General features: G+C 68.3%; 21 protein-coding genes. 10 read left to right on the forward strand and 11 right to left on the reverse strand.

The window, feature by feature from the left end:
• Positions 1–11: 11 nt before the first annotated feature.
• The 4 genes from ACYVG2_RS05970 to ACYVG2_RS05985 form a co-directional block, all read right to left on the reverse strand.
• Entirely contained in the window at positions 12–737 is a 726-nt protein-coding gene (locus ACYVG2_RS05970; protein WP_460780127.1) for a DUF2786 domain-containing protein, read from the reverse strand.
• Between the two features lie 313 nt (positions 738–1,050).
• Positions 1,051–1,227 (reverse strand): hypothetical protein, encoded by a 177-nt coding sequence (locus ACYVG2_RS05975; protein WP_460780128.1) that lies wholly within the window; start codon positions 1,225–1,227, stop codon positions 1,051–1,053.
• Positions 1,224–3,554 (reverse strand): phosphoribosylformylglycinamidine synthase subunit PurL, encoded by a 2,331-nt coding sequence (gene purL / locus ACYVG2_RS05980; protein WP_460780129.1) that lies wholly within the window; start codon positions 3,552–3,554, stop codon positions 1,224–1,226. The genes ACYVG2_RS05975 and purL overlap by 4 nt, the downstream gene beginning before the upstream one ends.
• Positions 3,555–3,650: 96 nt before the next feature.
• The gene (locus tag ACYVG2_RS05985) at positions 3,651–4,289 is read right to left on the reverse strand and encodes a GntR family transcriptional regulator (RefSeq protein WP_460780130.1); all 639 of its coding nucleotides are present in this window, start codon (positions 4,287–4,289) and stop codon (positions 3,651–3,653) included.
• A 62-nt stretch (positions 4,290–4,351) separates the two neighbouring features.
• Here ACYVG2_RS05985 and ACYVG2_RS05990 point away from each other — a divergent pair, with 62 nt between their 5' ends.
• Genes ACYVG2_RS05990 through ACYVG2_RS06000 form a run of 3 tightly spaced genes read left to right on the forward strand, consistent with a single transcriptional unit; the run spans position 4,352 to position 8,830 of the window.
• Entirely contained in the window at positions 4,352–5,758 is a 1,407-nt protein-coding gene (locus tag ACYVG2_RS05990; protein ID WP_460780131.1) for an FAD-dependent oxidoreductase, read from the forward strand.
• Entirely contained in the window at positions 5,755–7,434 is a 1,680-nt protein-coding gene (gene ilvD / locus ACYVG2_RS05995) for a dihydroxy-acid dehydratase (RefSeq protein WP_460780132.1), read from the forward strand. The genes ACYVG2_RS05990 and ilvD overlap by 4 nt, the downstream gene beginning before the upstream one ends.
• A 52-nt stretch (positions 7,435–7,486) precedes the next feature.
• Positions 7,487–8,830, forward strand: a complete 1,344-nt coding sequence (locus ACYVG2_RS06000; RefSeq protein ID WP_460780133.1) for an MFS transporter — start codon at positions 7,487–7,489, stop codon at positions 8,828–8,830.
• 108 nt (positions 8,831–8,938) lie between these two features.
• On the opposite strand, the gene ACYVG2_RS06005 is transcribed toward ACYVG2_RS06000, so the two are convergent.
• Positions 8,939–9,532, reverse strand: coding sequence for a biotin transporter BioY (locus ACYVG2_RS06005; RefSeq protein ID WP_460780134.1), 594 nt, complete (start codon positions 9,530–9,532; stop codon positions 8,939–8,941).
• A 93-nt stretch (positions 9,533–9,625) separates the two neighbouring features.
• Here ACYVG2_RS06005 and ACYVG2_RS06010 point away from each other — a divergent pair, with 93 nt between their 5' ends.
• Both ACYVG2_RS06010 and ACYVG2_RS06015 read left to right on the forward strand, forming a co-directional pair.
• Positions 9,626–10,225 (forward strand): TetR family transcriptional regulator, encoded by a 600-nt coding sequence (locus tag ACYVG2_RS06010; protein ID WP_460780135.1) that lies wholly within the window; start codon positions 9,626–9,628, stop codon positions 10,223–10,225.
• Positions 10,226–10,308: 83 nt separating this feature from the next.
• On the forward strand, positions 10,309–10,533 hold the full coding sequence (locus ACYVG2_RS06015) for a DUF2188 domain-containing protein (protein ID WP_448966983.1): 225 nt from the start codon (positions 10,309–10,311) through the stop codon (positions 10,531–10,533).
• Between the two features lie 19 nt (positions 10,534–10,552).
• Here ACYVG2_RS06015 and ACYVG2_RS06020 read toward each other — a convergent pair whose 3' ends face one another.
• A complete protein-coding gene (locus tag ACYVG2_RS06020; protein WP_460780136.1) occupies positions 10,553–11,554 on the reverse strand; it encodes an SDR family NAD(P)-dependent oxidoreductase in 1,002 nt (333 codons plus the stop codon).
• A 75-nt stretch (positions 11,555–11,629) separates the two neighbouring features.
• Here ACYVG2_RS06020 and ACYVG2_RS06025 point away from each other — a divergent pair, with 75 nt between their 5' ends.
• Positions 11,630–12,199, forward strand: a complete 570-nt coding sequence (locus ACYVG2_RS06025) for a TetR/AcrR family transcriptional regulator (protein ID WP_460780137.1) — start codon at positions 11,630–11,632, stop codon at positions 12,197–12,199.
• A gap of 31 nt (positions 12,200–12,230) precedes the next feature.
• Positions 12,231–12,767: a hypothetical protein gene (locus ACYVG2_RS06030; RefSeq protein WP_460780138.1), complete on the forward strand. Its 537-nt coding sequence runs from the start codon at positions 12,231–12,233 to the stop codon at positions 12,765–12,767.
• On the opposite strand, the gene ACYVG2_RS06035 is transcribed toward ACYVG2_RS06030, so the two are convergent.
• A complete protein-coding gene (locus ACYVG2_RS06035; RefSeq protein ID WP_460780139.1) occupies positions 12,764–13,276 on the reverse strand; it encodes a DUF4188 domain-containing protein in 513 nt (170 codons plus the stop codon). The genes ACYVG2_RS06030 and ACYVG2_RS06035 overlap by 4 nt on opposite strands.
• Positions 13,277–13,346: 70 nt before the next feature.
• Between ACYVG2_RS06035 and ACYVG2_RS06040 the strand changes: the two genes are divergently transcribed.
• Together ACYVG2_RS06040 and ACYVG2_RS06045 are read left to right on the forward strand one after the other, a co-directional pair.
• Positions 13,347–13,964 carry a MerR family transcriptional regulator gene (locus tag ACYVG2_RS06040; RefSeq protein WP_460780140.1) on the forward strand — a complete coding sequence of 206 codons (618 nt, stop codon included), beginning with the start codon at positions 13,347–13,349 and terminating at the stop codon, positions 13,962–13,964.
• A 31-nt stretch (positions 13,965–13,995) separates the two neighbouring features.
• Positions 13,996–14,172: a hypothetical protein gene (locus ACYVG2_RS06045; RefSeq protein WP_448966976.1), complete on the forward strand. Its 177-nt coding sequence runs from the start codon at positions 13,996–13,998 to the stop codon at positions 14,170–14,172.
• Positions 14,173–14,204: 32 nt separating this feature from the next.
• On the opposite strand, the gene ACYVG2_RS06050 is transcribed toward ACYVG2_RS06045, so the two are convergent.
• The 3 genes from ACYVG2_RS06050 to ACYVG2_RS06060 all read right to left on the reverse strand — a co-directional run bounded on the left by ACYVG2_RS06050 (position 14,205) and on the right by ACYVG2_RS06060 (position 17,104).
• Positions 14,205–14,474 carry a hypothetical protein gene (locus ACYVG2_RS06050; RefSeq protein ID WP_460780141.1) on the reverse strand — a complete coding sequence of 90 codons (270 nt, stop codon included), beginning with the start codon at positions 14,472–14,474 and terminating at the stop codon, positions 14,205–14,207.
• A 98-nt stretch (positions 14,475–14,572) separates the two neighbouring features.
• The gene (locus tag ACYVG2_RS06055; protein ID WP_460780142.1) at positions 14,573–16,096 is read right to left on the reverse strand and encodes an ATP-dependent DNA ligase; all 1,524 of its coding nucleotides are present in this window, start codon (positions 16,094–16,096) and stop codon (positions 14,573–14,575) included.
• 60 nt (positions 16,097–16,156) lie between these two features.
• Positions 16,157–17,104 carry a hypothetical protein gene (locus ACYVG2_RS06060; protein ID WP_460780143.1) on the reverse strand — a complete coding sequence of 316 codons (948 nt, stop codon included), beginning with the start codon at positions 17,102–17,104 and terminating at the stop codon, positions 16,157–16,159.
• A 228-nt stretch (positions 17,105–17,332) separates the two neighbouring features.
• Between ACYVG2_RS06060 and ACYVG2_RS06065 the strand changes: the two genes are divergently transcribed.
• Positions 17,333–18,997 (forward strand): serine hydrolase, encoded by a 1,665-nt coding sequence (locus ACYVG2_RS06065; RefSeq protein WP_460780144.1) that lies wholly within the window; start codon positions 17,333–17,335, stop codon positions 18,995–18,997.
• A 27-nt stretch (positions 18,998–19,024) separates the two neighbouring features.
• On the opposite strand, the gene ACYVG2_RS06070 is transcribed toward ACYVG2_RS06065, so the two are convergent.
• Positions 19,025–20,809, reverse strand: coding sequence for a class I mannose-6-phosphate isomerase (locus ACYVG2_RS06070; RefSeq protein WP_460780145.1), 1,785 nt, complete (start codon positions 20,807–20,809; stop codon positions 19,025–19,027).
• Between the last annotated feature and the right edge of the window lie 124 nt (positions 20,810–20,933).

Below are 20,933 nucleotides of genomic sequence, written 5' to 3' on the forward strand. Positions count from 1 at the left end.
CCAATCGCTGCTCAGCCCGGCAGGCCCCGTCCGGTCGTGACCGCGCTCCCGCCGGTGTTCGCTTCGAGACCTGATCGGTGCCCGTGCGTGAAGGCCGAGCGATCGGCGCCCTGGCGTGCTCGCCCTCGTCGATGCGGGATCGCGTCGACCACGGCATCCACGCGGTCCTGACGATCCGCCAGCACGAGCGCGGTGCCAGAGCCCGCTTCTTCGATGATCACGGCACGACTCTCACGGAGGCGCTGCGCGGCACCGATCCCGAACCCGCGGATGAATCCGCTGCGTGCGCGGCGCTTCTCGCTCTCGGAGTGCCATCGGTACAACTCCCGCCGGCTCGCCCACCATGCCCTCATTGCGACCATCGCCTGCACCTCGAGGCTCGCCGTGAGGATCTTCGCCTGCTGCACATCGGACGTGAAGCCCACGAAATACAGGATGTATCCGCCGCCCGGTCGCTCCGACTGCATCGGTCTGATCGACCCGAGCGCGAACGCGACGTTGCCGCCCAGCTCGCGGATGTCTCGTGCGTAGGAGCCGGTGAAGACCATCTGCTCCTGCACGATCTCTTCGCGCTCCTGGCCGAGCTTCGCGCGTCGCGCATCGAGCCGCGCCTGCTCGATGCCGTACTTCACCATCAGCCGTTCGGCGTGTTCGGTGAGCGCCTCGGCCTCTTCGGGCGTCGTGCTCTCGGCCTTCGCCAGCAGCTTCGCGATCAGGTCCAACTTGGATTCGCTCATCGTGTCTCCTTCGTCTGCGATGCCGCTCAGTCTTCGCAGATGCTCCGACATCGCAGAGCGCGAGAGCGCGAACGGTGGAGGCTTCGACGCCCTGCGGCAGCTGTGGAGGAGAAGTGGTGCCAGGAACGACGACCGATTCTCCGTGCGGCTCGCTCGACGACCCGCACCGCGACGGGCGGAGTTCTCCCTGTTCGGCGGAGGATTTCAGTCCAGATCTCCGCCCATGGGTGAGATCTCCGCCGGAAGCGGAGAACCGTCCGCCGGTAGCAGCTGCGCGAGCCGAACCGCCGGTTTCCGGTACCGCAGGTCGGGATCAGCCGAACAGCAGCGACAGCACGGTCGAGCCGCCACCGATGAGGATCAGCGACACGATCGTCACCCAGGCCACGATGCGCATCCGGCGGGTGCGACGCTCGCCGAGCCGTCCGTAGTCCTCCTCGCCGGGCGCGGGGGCAGGGCTGCCCTGTCCGTGCCGCTCGATGTCGCTCACACAGGCTCCGAGACGGTCGGGCCGAAGGCTGCGGGAAGAGTCGCCTGCGAGCGCTCGCGCAGTTCGGATGCCGAGACCGTGAAGAGTCCGGTGACCTCGAGGTCGGAGACCGTGTCGGTCACGCCGATGCGCAGCACCGGGTAGCCGCGGCCTTCGCACAGGCCCTGGAACTTCACGTCGTCCTCGCGCGGCACCGTCACGATGACACGCCCCGTCGACTCGGAGAACAGAGCGGATGCCGCATCCACACCGTCGCGATCCATGAGTTCGGTGAGCCAGACGCGGGCACCGACGCCGAAGCGCATGACGCCCTCCGCGAGAGCCTGGGCGAGCCCGCCCTCCGACACGTCGTGGGCGCTGGAGATGAGCCACTCGTCGCGTGCCGCGGCGATGAGCCCGGCGAGGCGCTTCTCGCCTGCGAGGTCGACCTTCGGCGGCAGCCCGCCGAGGTGGTTGTGCACCGTCTCCGCCCAGGCCGAGCCGGACAGCTCGGTCGAGGTGGTGCCGAGCAGGTAGATGTTCTGGCCTTCGTCCTGCCAGCCTGACGGGATGCGCCGCGAGACGTCGTCGATGATGCCGAGCACGCCCACCAGCGGGGTGGGGTGGATCGGAGTGTCGCCGGTCTGGTTGTAGAACGAGACGTTGCCGCCCGTGACGGGGGTGCCGAGCTCGTAGCATCCGTCGGCCAGGCCGTCGACCGTCTGGCCGAACTGCCACATGACCTCGGGGTTCTCGGGGGATCCGAAGTTGAGGCAGTCGGTGATCGCCGTCGGGGTGGCGCCGGTGACGGCGACGTTGCGGTACGCCTCGGCCAGCGCCAGCTGTGCACCCGCGTACGGGTCGAGCTGGCAGTAGCGGCCGTTCGCGTCGGTGGAGATCGCGAAGCCGAGGCCGGACTCCTCGTCGACGCGGATCATCCCGGCGTCGTCGGGGAAGGCCAGCGCGGTGTTGCCGAGCACGTAGTAGTCGTACTGGTTGGTGATCCACCTCGTGTCGGCGAGGTTCGGGGAACCGACCAGGGCGAGGAACTGCTCACGCAGCACCTCGGCGTCGTCGGTGCGCGGCAGCAGCTCCGCAGCATCCGCCTGCAGCGCGTCGATCCACGTCGGGTACGCGACCGGACGGTCGTAGACGGGGCCGTCGACCGCGACCGTGGACGGGTCGACGTCGACGATGCGCTCGCCCTGCCAGTCGATGACGAGGCGGCCGTCTCCGGTGACCTCGCCGAGCACACTGGTCTCGACCTCCCACTTGTTCACGACAGCCATGAAGGCGTCGAGCTTCTCTGGGGCGACGATGGCCATCATGCGCTCCTGCGACTCCGACATGAGGATCTCCTCAGCGGTCAGGGTGGGATCGCGCAGCAGCACGTTGTCGAGCGACACCTTCATACCGCTGTTGCCGTTGGCCGCGAGCTCGGAGGTCGCGCACGAGATTCCGGCGGCACCGAGGTCCTGGATGGCCTCGACGAGCTCGCCCTTGTAGAGCTCGAGGCAGCACTCGATGAGCACCTTCTCGGCGAAGGGGTCACCGACCTGCACCGCGGGGCGCTTGGTCGGGCCGCCGTCGTCGAAGGAGTCGGATGCCAGGATGCTGGCACCGCCGATCCCGTCGCCGCCGGTGCGGGCGCCGAAGAGGACGACCTTGTTGCCGACGCCCTCGGCGTTGGCGAGTTTGAGGTCCTCATGACGGAGCACTCCGACCGCGAGCGCATTGACGAGCGGGTTGGCCTGGTAGACGGAGTCGAACACCGTCTCGCCGCCGATGTTCGGCAGGCCGAGGCAGTTGCCGTAGAAGCTGATGCCGGCGGTGACGCCGTGCACGACGCGCGCGGTGTCCGGGTGATCGATGGCACCGAAGCGGAGGGCATCCATCACGGCCACAGGGCGAGCGCCCATCGAGATGATGTCGCGGACGATGCCGCCGACACCTGTGGCCGCACCCTGGAACGGCTCGATGAAGGAGGGGTGGTTGTGCGACTCGGCCTTGAACGTGACGGCCCAGCCCTCGCCGACGTCGATGACGCCCGCGTTCTGGCCCATGCCCACCATGAGACGTTCCTTCATCTCGTCGGACACCTTCTGGCCGAAGCGGCGCAGGTAGTTCTTCGACGACTTGTAGGAGCAGTGCTCCGACCACATCACGGAGTACATCGCCAGCTCGCCCGAGGTGGGACGGCGACCGAGGATCTCGCGGATGCGCGCGTACTCGTCGGGCTTCAGCCCCAGTGCCGCGTACGGCTGCTCCTTCTCGGGAGTCGCCTCTGCGTTCGAGACGGAGTCGGGGACATGCTGACGAGTGGATGCTTCGGGGGTGGGGGTGGTCACGCGCACTCCAAGATCAGGGCCGGCGGGGCATGGTCAAGTCTACCGGCGGTCGCGGCAGCGATCGGCGGGGACGAGCACCCCTGCTGCACGACCGGACTAGAGGGCGCCGCCCTGCTGAGGAAGAGTCGCGTACGCGAACCGGACGAGGTAGTCGTTGAGGGCGAGCGACGCCTCTGCGGCGGCATCCACATCGCCACCGGCGACCGCATCCAGCACCGCCGCGTGCAGGGTCGCCGCTTCGGCGACGTCTGCGACAGGCTGCGACAGGTGCGAGAACCAGAACCGTCTGGATAGTCCCTGCAGTGGGGCCATCGCCACGGACAGGAATTCGTTGTGCGCCGCGGCGACGATGAGGTCGTGCGCATCGCGCAGGAACTGGGGGAAGTCCTCGAGCGGTATGTCGAGCGAACGGGCGCGCGTCATGAGGGCGGTGGCCCGGTCTCGCTGCTCGGCCGAGGCGCGCTCCGCCGCCAGTCGCACGGCGAATGGCTCGAGATTGCGCCGCAGTTCGAGCAGCTTCAGCTGGGCTTCGATGCTGCTCGGGGGGACGAGAACACCTCGTTGCGGGTGGATCTCCACCATCCGGTCCCGCGCGAGGCGTTGGAGGGCCTCGCGCACCGGTGTGCGCCCGATGCCGGTCGCCTCGGTGAGCTGCTTCTCGGAGATCAGGCTCCCCGGTGCGATCTCCTGCAGGACGATCATCCGCTCGATCTTCTCGAACGCGTCATCGGTCATGTTCCCAGCCATTTTCGCCTCCCTTATAGACAGTAGTCGAACAACCGATGTACGTTTAATACATGACTGATATCTCAGTTGGGCATTGGAGCCTCACCACACCCGTCATCGACACGGATCGCCTGCCGGTGATCGCCGACGTCGACGTGCTCGTCGTCGGAGCCGGCGCCGCGGGCGTCGCAGCCGCCACGGTCGCCGGCGAAGCCGGAGCGCGCGTGCTGATCCTCGAGAAGTACGGCTTCGCCGGTGGCGCGGCCGTCGCGGGAATGTCGGGGACCATCTGCGGCATGTACCTCGCGTCCGACTCCGGCGCCGCGCCCGAACAGGTCGTCCAGGGCTTCACGGAGCGCTTCGCCGGCGAGCTGCGGCAGCGCGGCGGGCTCACGGTTCCCCAGAAGTACGGCAAGACGTACACCAGCGCGCACGACCCGCTGAAATGGCGCGAGACGGCGGATGCGCTGCTCACCCGCGCCGGCGTCGAGATCCTGTTCCACACCGATGTCGTCGGGGTCATCAAGGACGCCGACGTGTATCAGGGCGTGGTCGTCGCCTCCAACGCGGGCCTGGGCGTCGTGCGTGCCGCACGCATCATCGATGCCTCGGGTGACGCCGCCGTCGTGGCCCGCGGAGGCGGTTCGTACCGGTTCGGTGCCAACGGCCGCATCCAGAACCCCACCATGTTCTTCCGGCTCGGCAATGTCGATCTTCCGGCCTTCTGGGACGCGTGGGGCGACGACACGATCAGCCCCCCGTGGGTCTCCGACCGGATCAGGGAGGCGCGGGTCGCAGGCATGGAGCTTCCGCGCGACAAGATCTGGATGTTCGACACCGGTCGCCCGGATGAGCTGCTCGTGAACGCCACCCGGTTGATCGGCGACGCCGGGCGAGTGCTCAACGTGATCGACCCGGCCGACTTCACGAGCGCCGAGGTGCGGGGTCGCGAGCAGGTGCGGGCGTATGAGGCGTTCCTGCGCCGGAACGTCCCCGGTTGCCGCGATGTCTTCGTCGTCGACACGGGCGTGGAGGTCGGCATCCGTCAGACGCGCACCGTCGAGGGCATCGCGACGCTCACGAACGATGATGTCGTGGGCGCGCGCAAGGCGGCCGACGGGATCTGCCGGTCGCCGTGGCCGATCGAGCTCCACGACGGCGAGCGGCCGAAGCTGCACTGGATCCTCGACGACTACTACGACGTGCCCTACGGCACCCTCGTGCCGGTGACGGGCGAGAACGTCATCGTCGCCGGTCGCTGCCTGAGCGCCGAGCATGAGGCGCTCGCATCCGCGCGGGTCACCGCGCAATGCTTCGAATACGGTCACGCCGCCGCCCAGGCGACGCTGCTCTCCCTGAGCACCGGCCGCGCATACCGAGACCTCGACGGACGCGAGGTCGCCACCAGAATGATCGCCGAGGGCAGCGCGCTGAGCGTTGATGCCCCGGCAACCGACAAGGAAGAAGTTCGACGATGAGCCAGGCGACACCGACCGAGACGCTGCGGAGCAACTTCACACCCGGCACCACGAGATGGGCGGTCCGGCGCGCGCAGTGGAGTGCCATGGGCATTCCCCTCGCGGATCAGGACAAGCCCAAGATCGCGATCGTGAACACCTCGTCCAAGCTGTCGGTGTGCTTCGCGCACCTCGACGACGTGGCGGTGCGCGTGGCCGACGCCATTCGCGAAGCGGGCGGCCTGCCCTTCGAGATCCGCACGACCGCCCCCAGCGACTTCGTCACCAGCGCGGGCCGGAAGGGCCGCTACCTGATGCCGACGCGAGACCTGATCGTCAACGACGTCGAGGCCGCGGTGGAGGGTGCCGTGCTCGACGGCATCGTGTTCCTCTCCTCGTGCGACAAGACCACGCCCGCCCACTTGATGGCGGCCGCACGGCTCGACCTGCCGAGCATCGTCGTGATCGGCGGATACCAGCGCGGCGGCACCTGGAACGGCTGCTCGGTCGACATCGACACGGTCTACGAGTCGGTGGGCGCGATCTCCGCCGGTGAGATGACGGCGCCGCAGCTCGGCGATCTCGCCGACTCGGCGATCCAAGGACCGGGGGTCTGCGCGGGACTGGCCACCGCGAACACGATGCACTGCATCGCCGAAGCGCTCGGGATGACGGTGGCCGGCTCCGCTCCGACCCGCGCGAACTCCGAGCAGATGCTCGGCAACGCGACAGCGGCCGGTCATCGCATCGTCGACATGGTCACCGAGGGCATCACCGCCCGTCAGATCATCACCGCCGAGTCGATCGAGAACGCGGTGGAGGTCGCGCTCGCCCTGGGAGGGTCCGTCAACTGCGTCCGCCATCTCACCGCGATCTCGGCCGAGGCCGATCTCGATCAGGATGTCGTCGCACTGTTCGAGCAGAAGGGGCGCGATGCCGTGCAGCTCGCCGCCATCCGCCCGAACGGCGCGCACCAGGTCTGGGATCTCGATGAGATCGGCGGGGTGCAGACCGTGCTGCGCACGCTGATGCCGCGACTGCACGGTTCGGCGCTCACTGTCGAGGGCGTCAGCGTCGCCGAACGCGCAGAGCGTGCGCGCGATGCCGACGGCGACGTGCTGCACACGCTCGACGATCCGGTGAAGCCGGAGCCCGGTCTCATCATCCTCCGCGGATCCGTGGCTCCGGACGGCGCGATCGTCAAGGTCGCCGGCGTCGGTGCGGCGCGGCGTCAGTTCGACGGCCCCGCGGTCGTCTTCACCGCTGAGGACGACGCCATCGACGCGCTCGGCGCGGGCGAGATCCACCCCGGCGACGTCATCGTGCTCCGCGGCATGGGCCCGAGGGGCGGCCCCGGCACCGTGTTCGCCGCGAGTTTCGTGGCGGCGCTGAACGGGGCGGGGCTCGGCGGTCAGGTCGCTGTCGTCACCGACGGCGAGCTGTCCGGTCTCAACCACGGCCTCGTCGTCGGCCAGGTCATGCCCGAAGCCGCCGACGGCGGACCTCTCGCCGGTATCGAGCAGGGCGATCTCATCCGCATCGACCTCGACGCCCGCCGCATCGACGCCGACCCCGCGCGGAACGGGGCGCCGGTGCGCGCCGGAGATTCCCGCGTCGAACGCGGCTGGCTCGGACAGTATGCGGCGCTCGTCGGACCGATTCAGAAGGGCGCCGTGCTGCGTCGCCCTGCTTCCTGAGGTCGCAGTGATGCGACCAGGAGTTCCCTCAACCAACGAAGGAGATGGACCAGTGACAGTAACCACCACTGCTGCGCCAACGGCGGCGCAGCGCAAACAGGCGAGGAAGGCCGGCATCGCCGCGCTCGTGGGCACCACCCTCGAGTGGTACGACTTCCTGATCTACGGGACCGCGGCGGCACTCGTGCTCAACTCGCAGTTCTTCCCGGGGACGGATCCCGTCGTGGGAACCCTGGCGGCGTTCGCGACGTACGCGGTGGGCTTCCTCGCCCGTCCGTTCGGCGGGATCATCCTCGGCAACATGGGCGACAAGGTGGGTCGCAAGAAGATGCTCGTCTTCACCATCGTCCTGATGGGGATCGCGACCACGCTGATCGGCGTCCTCCCCACATACGCGGCGATCGGGGTCGGCGCGCCGATCATGCTGATCGTGCTGCGCCTTCTGCAGGGCTTCGGTGCCGGTGGCGAGTACGCGGGTGCTGTCGTGCTCTCGGTCGAGCACGGCGACCAGCGCCGTCGCGGTCTCGCCGGGGCATGGGCGCCGATGGGTTTCGCTGTCGCGACGCTGCTGTCGACGGGCGTGTTCCAGCTGATGACGACCATCCTCTCGGAGGAGGACTTCCAGGCGTGGGGCTGGCGCGTGCCGTTCCTGCTCGGGGCTCTCCTGCTCGTCGTCGGGTACTTCATCCGCCGGACGATCGATGAGACCCCCGCCTACGAGGAAGCGGTCAAGGCCGAAGCGCAGGGCGTCGCCAAGCAGACGAAGATCCCGGTGTTCGAAGCCATCCGCCGCCACCCGCGGAACTTCCTGGTCGTCGTCGGCGCGCGGTTCGCGGAGAACGGGTTCGCGTACCTGTTCCCGGTCTTCGCCGTCGGCTTCGCGGTGAACTCGCTCGGTGTGCCGACCTCGGTCACACTGATGGCCGTGGTGATCGCCTCGGTCGTGCAGGTGATCGCGATCCCGCTGTGGGCGGCGCTGAGCGACAGAGTCGGTCGTCGCCCCGTGTACGCAGGAGGAGCGATCGCCTCGATCGTCTGGCTCGTGCCGTTCTTCATGCTCGTCGAGACGATGTCGCCCCCGCTTCTGGTGCTCGGGTTCGTCGTCGGGCTCGGAGTGCTGTACCCGGCGATGCTCGCCCCGCAGGCGGCCTACTTCGCCGAGCTGTTCGACACCCGCACGCGATTGTCCGGGTTCGCTTTCGCCCGAGAGATCGGATCCGTGCTCGCGGGAGGATTCCTCCCGCTGATCGCGACCGCGCTGCTCGCCGCGGTCGGGCACTGGTGGATCATCGTCGTGTACCTGCTGGTGCTCACGATCCTCACCCTCGTCGCTCTGGCCTTCGGCCCGGAGACGAGCAGCAACGACATCGAGGCGGTGCCGGAAGAGGCGCGCTGACGATGAAGAACGGGGCCGTTCGAAGCCAGATGCTTCGGGCGGCCCCGTTCTGCGTGGGCGCGGACGGATGCTGCGCGCATCCGGCATCCACCGGTCATGGTCAGCGGATCAGCTGCGCTCTCCCGACCGGTCAACGAGGCGCCAGGTCGCGGGCAGCAGGCCCGCCATCGCGACGATCTTCACGGCATCGCCGATGAGGAAGGGCAGCACGCCGAGGGTGAATGCCGTGACGAGGTCGATGCCAGCGAAAGCGGCAAGCCACGGCACTCCAAAGGCGTAGATCGTGAGTGACCCGATCGCGGCGAGGCCGAGCGTCGACCAGACCGAACGGTCGGATCGCCGCCGGGCGAGCGCACCGACGATCAACGCCGCGACGACGTAGCCCACGATGTAGCCGAACGACGAGAACGCCCAGCCGGCTTCACCGTGCGCGAACAGCGGCACACCGACGAGGCCCAGCACGAGGTAGAGCCCTGCGCTCGCCGACCCCCGGAGCGGGCCGAGCGCCGCACCGGTCAGCAGCACCGCGAAGGTGGCGAGGGAGATCGGGATCGGCGTGAACGGCAGTGGGATCGCGATGTAGCCGGCCACGGTGATGAACGCCGTGCCGATGATCGTCAGGACGACGTCGCGCACTCGTGCGCCGGGAATGAGGTCTGCCAGCACCGGGAAGGTGCGGCGCGGGGCTGTTGCGGTTGACATCGGTCTCCTTGGGGGAACTTCCTGAACAGTGCTCACTAGAACAGTGCTCACTAGAACAGTGTTCACCTGAACGGTGTTCTGTAGAGTAGCAGGATGAACGCCGTGCCTGCATCCGCCCGTAATGACCGCACCGGCGTCGTCGACGCCGCGATGCGGGTGCTCGCCGAGAACGGACTGCCCGGCCTGTCGATGCGGCGGATCGCGGACGTGCTCGACGTGCAGGTCAGCGCGCTGTACTGGCACTTCCCGAACAAGCAGAGCCTGCTCGCGGCGGTCAGCGCGCGGGTCGTCGCGCTGGGTGATTCGGATGCTGACGCAGACCTCGCCGCCATCGCGACGGGCCTGCGCGAGAGGCTACTCGCGCACCGCGACGGTGCGGAGCTCGTGTCGAGCTCACTCGCGCTCGGGCTGCTGGAGCTGCCGAGCCGGATGCGACTCGTGGCGGCAGCGGAAGCCTCGGGACTCGACGCGGTGTCGGCGCGGATCGCGGCCGACACCGTCGTGCACTACGTGATCGGCTACACGTTCCACGAACAGCAGCGCGTGCATGCGGCTGTGGTGGGCGCGGCGGATGCCTCGGCCGATCTCACGCCTTCGCAGATCGACGACGACGGCGACGCCTTCGACGCTGGGCTCGCGATGGTGGTCGCCGGTGTGCGGGCTGCGGCGGGAGCGCCGGCGCCCGGCCGTTAGTCGGCATCCGCCTCGCAGGCAAGGGGGTTCGCTGGTCGCCCGCGCCGTCGTAAGAAGGAAGCACCACGACGGAGGAAGGCGACATGGCTGCAGGAGACATCGAGACGTTCCGCCAGGACGGGCTGTGGTTCAACCGCATCGAAGGCGAATCGCGCACGCTCGGCCCCGGCTTCGAGAAGGAGAAGGAGGCGATCGCCGCGGGGCGTGAAGCCGCCGTCGCGCGGCAGGTCGAGCACAACCTCAAGTTCTCCGAGGGCCCGACCGACGACCGCGCCGCCTACGGCACGAACCCCCGCGACCTCGTCTGAGGCCGCGGGGGCGCGGTGCTTACTGCACCGACCACCCGCCGTCGCTCGCGACGATCGCGCCGTTGATGTTCACGGCGTCGTCCGAGAGAAGGAACGTGATCGAGGCGGCGAGCTGCTCGGCTGTCGCGACGGTCGGGATGGCCTGCTGGAACGGCGCGAGTCGCGCAGAGCCGACCTCGGACATGTTCGGCGGCATCGGGATGCCGGTGGCCACGCCGCCCGGAGCGACCGAGTTCACGCGGATGCCCTTCGGCCCGTACATGAACGCCGCCGACTTGGTGACGCCGATGATGCCGTGCTTGCTCGCCGTGTAGGCGTTGCCCGACGCGTTGCCGCGCAGACCCGCTTCGCTGGCGACGTTGAGGATCGCGCCGCGGCCGGCGGCCTCCATGAGGGGCAGCACCGCGCGCATGAGCTTGAACGGAGCGGTGAGGTTGATCGCGATCACGCGGTCCCACACGGCATCCGGAGTCTCGCCCGCCGGCGAGAAGTCGTCGTTGATGCCGGCGACGTTGGCGAGCCCGTCGATCTTCTCCCCGGCGGCGGCGACGACCGCGTCGACCGATTCCTGCTTGGTGAGGTCGCCGGCGACCGTGACGATGTCGGCATCCGCGAGCTCTGCCTTGAAGGCGTCGAGCTTGTCGGCCGCGATGTCGACGGCGACGACGCGGCCGCCTTCGCGGGCGATGCGCGATGCGGTCGCCTTGCCGATTCCGGATGCTGCGCCGGTGACGATGATCGTCTTCCCGGCGAAGCGGCCGGGGGTGGTCTTCTCGACCCAGCCGGTCGGCTCGGTGTCGGCGGGCATCTCGCCGTCGTTCGCGGCGCGGACGAGGTCGTCGACGACCGACTGCGCCATCGCGCCCTGGCTGAGCACGACCATCTGCTGCAGGGGAAGCCCGAGCACCGGCGTGAGGGAGTCGGCGTCGGCACCCGCCTGGGCGAGCATGCCGCGCACGAGCTCGCCGCCGATCGGATCGTTCAGCCACTCGCCGATGGTGGAGTGTGCGGTCAGTGCCATGATTCTCCCTTTCGTCCGTGTTTCGCAACGGTGCGTCTACTTATCTTCCATCGTACTCCTCGATACTCTGAAACGGTGCCGAGACCTCGTAGTGAGAAAGCGCGCCAGGCGGTGCTGGCCGCGATGCGTCGCGCCATCGCGGGCGAGGGCTACGCTGCGGTGACGATCGAGGGCCTCGCCGCTGAGGCGGACGTCGCGAAGCAGACGATCTACCGGTGGTGGCCGTCGAAGGCGGCCATCCTCGGTGAGGCGCTGCTCGAGGGTTCGCTCCCCGGTGGCGACGTCGCTCTGGCGGTCACCGACGACCTCGAGGCCGACCTGCGCGCCTGGTTCTCGGCGGCCTCGGTCGGGCTGGGGGAGCCGGAGTCCGTCGCGCTCGCGCGCGCGCTGATCGCCGTGACGGCGACGGATCCCGAGCTCGGCGCGGCTCTCAACGAGCGCTTCGCGAGCCCGATCGTCCGGTGGGTGGTCGCGCGGATCGCGGCGGCGAAAGAGGCCGGCGACGTGCGCGCGGATGCCGACGCCGAGGCCATCGCGGATCAGCTCGTCGCGACGGCGTCGTATGCCGCACTGCAGGGGCGTGCGCTGAGCGAGGAGCGCGTCCGCGTGACGGTCGAGCTGCTGCTGCACGGGATCGCCGCGTAGAACGCGCGCGCCCACCGCGTAAAGTCATGGGGTGTCCGCATTCGCCCTGAAGTACGCGCTGATCGCGTTGGCGATCCTTCTCGTCGCCGCCGGCGTGTGGTGGGCGATGAAGCGTCCGAACCGGTCCAAGCGGGCGCCGTCCCGGGTGCGGATGCCGATCTTCGTCCCGCTCGCCGGATGGCTGCTGCTTGCGGTCGGGTTCCTTCTGGCGCTGAGCGCATTCACCTCCCGCTACACGGCCGATCTGCTGCCGATGCGCATCGCCTCGCTCGTGATCGCCGCCGGCGGGGTGTTCTTCCTGGTCATGTACAACAACTGGTACGTCGATGCCCGGTCCGACGAGGTGCATTTCCGCACGATCCTGGGGCGCGAGCACGTGATCAGGTACGTCGACATCGTCGACTACCGGATGCGGCAGGTCAACGGGCAGCCGAGCTTCCGGGTGCGCTCGGCGTCCGGCGTGAAGTTCAGCATCAATCCGCGGATCTTCCCCGTCGAGCCGCTGTTCGACGCGATCCGGTTCCGCGAGCGCACCGGCCGCTGGCCGCTGGCGGGCGAGCGGCGCTAGCCGGAGGCGCCAGCGGTGGGCGCGCTCGCTGCAGTTCGGCCGTCCACGAAGCGCGCCTGCGCACGGTCGTGGCGCCTTCCCACCGCGACGTGCTCGGTGGCCTTCGCGAGCCCCATCGGTCTGGTCGACACGTAGACGCTCTCGGCGCGCTCGGCCAGGAACGTCTCGTGCCACACGCCGACGGCACCCGGCGCCTTGCGGGCCGCCTTGTTGAACGCGGTCCATGCCGGACGATGCTCCTGCGAGGGCGCGGATGCATATGCGTAGAGCTTCTCGATCGATGACCAGTACTGCACGACGTACGGACCGCCGTTGCCGAACAGCAGCTGGTACCCGAGGAGGCCGGAATCCTCGTCCATGGACAGCTCGCGCAGCATCCGGGGCATGGCCATGAATGCCGGCACCCAGAGATCCGGCCGCCACCAGCGGTTGATCTGCATACCGATGTGGAACACGACGAGCTCGCCCTCGTGGTGATGGGTCATGCGTCCGTTGACGACTTTCGACATGGCGTCCTCCCTACTGGATAGCTTCACTATCCATAATGGATAGCGCTACTATCGATGTCAAGAGGTGATCATGAGAATTTCTGAGCTGTCGGCGCAGACGGGTGTGCCGGTGCCGACGATCAAGTACTACCTGCGTGAAGGGCTGCTGCCGGAGGGTGAGCGCAGCGCCCCGACCCAGGCGGCGTACGGAGAGGCGCACGTGCAGCGGCTGCGCGTCATCCGCGCCCTCATCACGGCCGGGGTCAGCATCGCCGAGACGCGTCGGGTGCTCGATGCGCTGGACGATCCGCCAGAGGACGCCCACCGGCTGCTCGGCACGGCGCACGCGGCGATCACCCCGCCGGCCGATGAATCCCTCGACCTCGCCGCCGCGCAGGAGGCGGTCGCCGGGCTCGGATGGAAGCCGGGGATGTGCGACGATGCCGTGCTTCACGACGTCGCCCGCGCGCTGCAGGGTCTCGAGAACGCCGGGTTCGACCTGGCGAACGGGGCGCTGCCGGTCTACCTCAAGAGCATGCGCGATGTGGCGGATGTCGAGATCGCCGGCGTCCCGACCGAGTCAGTGGAGGCGGCGGTCAGATACGTCGTGCTCGGTTCGGTGCTCGTCGAGCCGCTGCTGCTGGCACTGCGCCGCGTGGCGCAGCAGGTCGCGTCGGCAGAGCGCTTCGGCGCACTGGACACCCAGTGAAGCCCGGATGCTGCGCGGTTAGGCTGAAGGCATGAACAAGAACAACGTGTGGACCATCGTCGGCGTCGTGGTCGCGGTCATCGTCGCGTGGTTCGTGGTCAGCGCGCTGTTCTCGGTGCTGTGGTTCATCGCCAAGCTCGCCCTCGTCGCCGTCGTCGCCGTGGTCGTGTACCTGGTGCTGCGCGGGGCGTTCAGCAAGCAGGAGTAGCGCCGGGGGCTCTCGCCGCGTCTGTGCGGTCGTCACCTGGTCACGCCGACCGGGTAGCTGTAGACATCCGTCACTTCGACGCGATGGGTCGGGCCGTCGTCGATGAGGCGTTGCAGCACGAGGTCGCGTTTCCCGATCGCCCACTCGGGGACGACTTCCGGCCATCGTGCGGCGCTGGGGAAGTACGTCACGAAGGGCCGTACGCCCCAGCCGCCGTCGAAGTGCAGGCCGCGGGATCCCTCCCAGTAGAAGACCTGCTCCTTCCAGCGGAACTCGATCTCGTACTCAGGCTCCGTGCTCACACCGTGAGCCTAACGGCGGCGCGCGCCCCCGCATGGGAGAAGACTTTCGGGGGTTCTCGCGCCTGAGAACCCCCGAAAGTCTTCTTTCCAGGCGTAACTCACCCGCGCAGCAGCGCGCGCAGGGTCTGGATGCTGTCGGCCTCTGCCGCGGTCTTGTCGGGGCGGTACCCCTTGACGCGCGCGAAGCGGAGGGCGATGCCGCCGGGGTAACGGGGTGAGTTCTGCACGCCGTCGATCGCGATCTCGACCACCAACTCGGGCCGCAGGAAGACCGTGTTCGCCGTGCGGCGTGACTCGTACGACGGGAAGGTGTCGGTCTGCCACCGCAGCAGTTCGTCGGTGAGTCCCTTGAAAGTCTTGCCGACCATCACGAAGCCGCCCGGTTCGCCGAACTCCCCGTCTGGATCGTAGGCACCGAGGTGCAGGTTCGAGAGCGTGCCCTGCCTTCGTCCGGATCCCCATTCGGCGGCGAGCACGACGAGGTCGTAGGTGAGCACCGGCTTGACCTTGACCCATGACTTGCCGCGCCGGCCCGCGGTGTAGGTGGATCCGATCCCTTTGACGAGCACGCCCTCATGCCCGGCGGCGAGGGCCTCGCGGGAGAGCTGCTCGGCGGCATCCGCGTCGGCGGTGACGATCCCCGGCATCCGCCACTCCGCCGCGATGCGCTCGAGTTCTTCGAGGCGCGTGGAGAGAGGTTCGTCGATGAGGTCGCGGCCGTCGACGTGCAGCAGGTCGAAGAACCACGGCCGCAGCACGACGTCGCGGGCGACGTCGGCGCCGAACCGCGACATCGTCTGCTGAAAGGGGCGAGGCCCGCCGTCTTCGTCGAGCGCGAGCGTCTCTCCGTCGAGGATGAAATCGGTGGCGGGCAGGCCGCGCACGATCTCGACGATCTCAGGCACGCGGTGGGTGATGTCGGCGAGGCTGCGGGTGTAGACGCCGACCTCGTCGCTGTGGCGGTGCACCTGGATACGGGCGCCGTCGAGCTTGTACTCCACGGATGCTTCGCCGGTGAGCTCGAGAGCTACCGTCGCGGTTGCAGCAGTGCCGGCGAGCATCGGCAGCACCGGCCGGCCGACCTGCAGCCCGACGGCATCGAGTTCCTCGGCGGTGCCGGTCAGAGCGACCAGCGCGGTGTCGCCGAGATCACCGGACAGCATCGCGGCGCGGCGCACACTCGCGACAGGGCGGTCGGCTGCGCGGGCTATCGCGTCGAGCAGCACGCCACCCAGCGCTCCGGTGCGCAGCTCGCCCAGCATCGCGCGAGCGAGGAAGTCCCACTCCGCGGCGGTCGCGCGAGAAGCGAGGTCGGTGAGCAGGCCGGTGCGGACGGCGGCCGAGCCTGATCCGGACGCCGAGGCGAGCGCGTCGAGCGCACGATCGACATCGGCGATGGTGAGGGTCGGGTCGGTGGCGGGTTCGACCACGAGCGCAGTGAGGCCGCGCCATCCCACGCCCAAGCGCCCCTGGCGAGGGGCGGCGAGCAGCAGGCCGATGAGTGGTGGGATCTCGTCGGTCTCGGCACGCCCGATCAACCGGGCGAGCGCATCGGTCTTCGCCAGTCGCGACGATGTGGCAGCGACCGCCTCCGCAGTGTCTGCGAGCTCGGAGAGCTTCATATCGGCATTCTCGCACCGGGGTGCGACGTTCGGGACGTGTCTGCCGTGAGGACCCGCGGCTCAGCGAGCGGTGGGCTTCCCGTCGGCTGCCCACGCCACGCCCAGGGCGAACAAGGTTGAGACGCCGTACTGCTCCATCGCCGCAGCGATTCGCCGCCGACCCGTTCGTGGGTTGATCCCCAGTCGTCGCGAAGCCGCGTCGAGCGTGACGCCCTGTTTCATCAGCGCAAGCAGCGGCGCCCACGACTGCTCCACCCCACCGAGCGGCTCGCCGCGATGCCAGAGCTCGCGGAACAGGCTTCGGCCCAATTCGGCGAGGGATGCGTTGCGGACACCGATCACACTGGTCGGCCAGCCCTCACCCCATTCGATCGGCAGGGCGACCACCTCGCCGTCGATCCAGAACCAACTCGGAAGGCCGTCGAGAACGCGGAACTCCACCCCGACGGCCTCGTAGCGCTCGGCGATCGCCACCAGTCGGGCATCCTCTGCCATCGAACGCGGGAGCAGGGCTCGCACCGATTTCTTGCCGGCGAACATCTCCGCGAAACGACCCGCGCGCGCGGGGTCGGTCTGCAGATAGCGCTCGAGATCCGGAAGCACCGCCCAGGCGGCGTCGCTCCCCTCGCGCGCGACGTCGTACCAGAGATCCTCTGCCGCCTGTGGTCCGTGCCGGACGAAGACGGGAACGAGATCTCCGGATGCTTCGCCCACTGTCCAATGACGCAGCAAGGCCGGCAGGTCAGCGACGAGCGACTCGATCCGGGAGGCGAACTCATCGGTGGTCTGCCGCATCGTGCGCACCTCGCGTTCGACGACGTCTGCGGTCCACGTCGCCGGAGTGGGGTAGGCGATCATGCCGTCATGCGACGAGAGCGCGCCTTCTCGCGCAAGTCGCGCGACGGCGACGGTCGTCTCGCTCTCATCTGCGTGGGCGGCGGTCGCGAGTTCTGCCACGGTCCTCGGGCGGCTGCGGTAGATCAGCTCGAGCAGTGCCCTGTCTTCCATGTCCACCTCCGACCGCGTGTAGAGACCATCATGGCGCATGTGGCCGCTTCCGGACGCCCTTTAGAGGTCGTGGCCGGAAGAGGAGCTTGTCCTGTCCTCTTCTGTCCATGCACACTGATGCTGTGGGGACCCGGGGCCGTGGCTTCGTACGTGCGCACGTGCGAGGCCGCGGGGGGCCGCCAACGTTCCATCGACGTTCGGCCTATCGGAAGCAGCGACATGAGAACCATGAGCAGCACGAAAAAGGGCATCGCACGCGTCGTCGCCGTCTCGACGGTGGCGGCACTCACGTTCGGGATCACGGCGTGCACGGCGGGTGATGCAGAGGGGTCGTCGTCGAGCGGTCCCGCTGTCGTACTCGGTGATGAGCCCAGCCAGGATGCCGTCGATCTCTACACGGATCGCGATACCGCGGTGGCCGCGGCCGTCGACGCGCTCCCGGAGTTCGTCGAGAAGGCGCTCGAACAGACCGGGGTGCCCGGCGCGGCCGTCGCGGTCGTCTCGAACGGCGAGGTCGTGTTCGAAGAGGGATACGGTGTGCGCGACATGACGACGCAGGATCCTGTCGATGCCGACACCGTCTTCCAGATCGCGTCCTTGTCCAAGCCGCTCTCGTCGAGCATCGTGGCCAAGGCGATAACCGAAGACGCCGATCTGTCGTGGGACGATCCGGTCGTCGAGTATCTTCCCGACTTCGCGCTGAAGGATCCGTACGTGACCGCTCATGCGAAGATCGGCGACTACTTCTCGCACCGCACTGGCATTCCGACCGGTGGCGGCGATGACCTCGAGGACATCGGCTTCGATGTCGACTACATCATGGCCCACATGGACCAGATTCCTCTGGCGTCGTTCCGCGACACCTACCAGTACTCCAACTTCGGACTGACGGTGGGTGGCGAGGCGGTCGCGGCGTCGCGCGGGCAGACGTGGGCAGAGACCGCGCACGAGCTGTTGTTCGAGCCGCTCGGCATGACCTCGACGACCACGGTCCATGACGACTATCTCGCGGTCGATGATCGCGCGGCGATGCACGCGCGTACCGGCGAGGGCGTGTACGAGCAGTTGTTCGACCGCGATGCTGATGCCGAGGCTCCGGCCGGCGGTGTCGCCTCCACTGCCGGCGACATCGCGAAGTGGATGAACATGGTGCTGGCGAACGGCGAGGTCGACGGCGAGGAGTTCATCGACCCGCTCGTGCTCGCGAAGACCTACTCGGCCCATTCGATCACCGGTGGAGACGCCAAGAACCTGACGACGCGCACCTCGCACTACGGCTTCGGCATGAACGTCGGTGCGACCGTGACCGGTCGTGTGAGCATCAGCCATTCCGGCGCCTTCGGCTGGGGTACCGCCACCAACGCCACGATGATCCCCGATCTGAACGTGGGGATCGTCGTACTGACGAATGGAGCACCGTCGGGAGTCCCGGAGGCGATCGCGTCGGAGTTCGTCGACCTCGTGCAGTTCGGAGAGGAGACGCGACCCTGGTTGGACATCTGGCCCACCGTCTTCGCGCACTTCTCCGACCCCGCAGGCGACCTCGTGGACGAGGAGCCCCCGGCGGATGCCGCGGCAGCGGCCCCGGCCGGCGACTACGTCGGAACGTACACGAGCCCCTACTTCGGCGACTTCGTCGTGACTGAGGAGAACGGCACCCTCACCGGCGCACTCGGGCCGGAGGGCGGCTACACGTTCGAGCTCGATCCGTGGGACGGAGACACGCTGTCGTTCGTGCCGACGGGTGAGAACGCGCTGCCCGGGTCACTCTCCTCGGCGGTCTTCGTCCGCGAGGGCGCGCAGATCACCGGGGTCACTCTGACGTACTTCAACAAGTTCCCGGCCGAGGGGCAGGAGCCGAACGGGCTCGGGGTCTTCGTCCGGGTGGGGTGATGCATCCGGGCTACGCGTGTGAGCTTCTCAAGCGATAGTCGGCAACCCGGTGTCAGCTGCCGACCGGGTCGTGCCGCGCACGAAGGCCTTCACCGTCGCGTGCGGCTCGCCGATGCCGGCTCCGTGGGGACGGATCGTGTACGCGCCGACGGCCGCCGGCACGATGAACGTCTCGGCGTAGTGCACGACGAAGGGCTCGAAGGCGCCTGACGGCGACTCGACGATGGCCTCGGAGCCTTCCACGAGATTGAGCACGTTGACCGTACCCTGCGTGTCGTGAGGGGCGGTGCCGGTGAACCAGTGCCGGCGCACCTCGATGAACTCGAGGTGGTGCAGGCCGGTGCGCTCCTCGCGCCACCCGTCGCCTTCGGTTACGGGCTCGACCTGGTCGACGAGGTTGTCGTTGGTCCACTCCGTCTCGCGGTCCCATTGGATGTTGGCCAGTGCGTGTTCGAGGTGGATCGGGCGAGGCGTGCCGTCGAGGCCGACGCGGTCCCAATCCCACATCTTGAAGGTGAAGATGTACGGCGTCGCCGAGATCTCGAGCACCATCGAGTTGCGCCCCGAGCAGTGCACGGTGCCGGCGGGGATGGCGAAGTGGTCGTGCTTCTTCGCCGGATACGTGTTGACGTAGGTCTCTGCGGGGAACGAGATCTCGCCGGATTGGGCACGGGAGAGATCCTCGGTGAGGCGCTGACGGTCGACGCCGGTCTTCAGCCCGAGGTACACGAGCGCATCGTCGCCGGCGTCGAGCATGTAATAGCTCTCGTCCTGGGTGTACGACATGCCGAACCGGTCGCGGATGTAGTCGGTCAGCGGATGCACCTGGAGTGAGAGGTTGCCGCCGCCCATGGTGTCGAGCAGATCGAAACGGATGGGGAACTCGGCCCCGAAGCGCGCGAAGGTGCGCTCGCCGAGCAGTTCGCGAGGGTGTGCGAACACGAGGTCGATCGCCGGAATCTGGAAGGTGGACTCACCGTCGGTCAGAAGCAGGCTGTTCTCCTCCGGAACCCCGTCGAACGACCAGGCGTAGTTCGGCTCGGACTCGTCGAGACCGCACACCTGCTTCATCCACTGCCCGCCCCACACGCCGGGATCGAAGTACGGCGCGACGCGGAAAGGACGCGTGGGCGCCGCGGCGAGTGCGCCTCGGAACGCCTCGCCGGAGATGAGCGAAGGATCATGCGGGTGATTCAGATCGAGCACGAAGTCGACGGTGTCGAAGAGAGGTCGCTTGTGCCGGTCGGCTGCTCGCCATTCGAGGAAGAAGCCGCGCTTGATCTTGCGGAGGGGATCCTCGTCGGCATTGTCGGCGTGCCAGTTGGCCATGCCTCGCCGGTACCGTTGCTGGATCTCCCATCGGGCCAGCTCGCCCAGCACGGTGACGTCGGCGTCCGCGACGGTGGCGGCGCCCCACCCGACGAGCACCGTCCCGACGCGACGCTGCTGCACGTCGACCTTGATGGCGGCGACGGCATCCTGATCGAAGAAGGCCTCGACGGTGGCGTGCGACATGACACCGAAGACGCGGTCATCGGTGAGGTTCTCACGGAACGACGTCTCCAAGCGCTCGGTCGAGAGCGCCGCGCTCTCGATGTCGATGATCTCGAAGCCGGGCATCGCGGCGCGCACCTGATCGATCAGCAGTGACAGGTCGGTGCCTGGATAGGTGTCGATGGCGACCAACGGTCGGTCTCCGTGCTCGGTCGCGGCTCCGCGCAGCGACTCCCAGAGATCGTCGCCCCTGAGCACGCGCTCGCCACGGGGGAGATCGATCGTGGGGGTGCGATCGTACGCCGATGTGATCGGCATGCCATCGCGAGCGGAGGGAAGGGGGTGCATCGTTGCCAGCCTTTCGTTACGGACTTCGACGCGCGCCTCAGTTCGGGCCGCCATCGCACTGGTATCGATATCAACCTACCTCACGAAAATGAGA

Source organism: Microbacterium shaanxiense (assembly GCF_054779995.1).